Raw genomic sequence first — 442 nt, forward strand, 5'->3', positions numbered from 1 at the left:
GTATTGCGGAGAGAATTGAGCTTTTGAATGTGATAACGCTAGACGCAGTACACCAAAGTTGTTGAGCTTTAATTGGTTCTCAAGGTGGATAAGCACTCGCACCCGCATTTGGCTTGTGGTTTGAGCGTGGTAGATATTGACTCGTTCGAGCTCTAAGGGGAAAGCACCAGCAATCGCCTCATGCTGATCCATGGTGTCGAACCAGATATCTTCGGCGAAATGAGAAAATCGCTCGTAACCTTGTTCTTGCGATAAGCGCAACAAGAAGCTTTCGAGCGATTCGTCAGAATAAAGTTGAATGTCTGTATTCACATGCCACCTAAAACTTAGAGTTTCTAAGTTTTAGTATCGGAGATATTTCATGCATTGCAACCATAGAGGCCAACATATTTTGCAAAAAACGCCTATGAACTCATTCAAAATACGACAGAATCGCTTGGTG

General features: G+C 43.0%; 1 pseudogene. It reads right to left on the bottom strand.

Annotated elements, in window-relative coordinates:
* A pseudogene (locus AB4486_RS27795) lies at positions 1-312 on the bottom strand (hypothetical protein); the annotation flags it as partial.
* Positions 313-442 lie beyond the last annotated feature (130 nt).

The sequence above is a fragment of the Vibrio sp. 10N.222.55.C6 genome (assembly GCF_041473395.1).
GTDB lineage: Bacteria > Pseudomonadota > Gammaproteobacteria > Enterobacterales > Vibrionaceae > Vibrio > Vibrio crassostreae_C.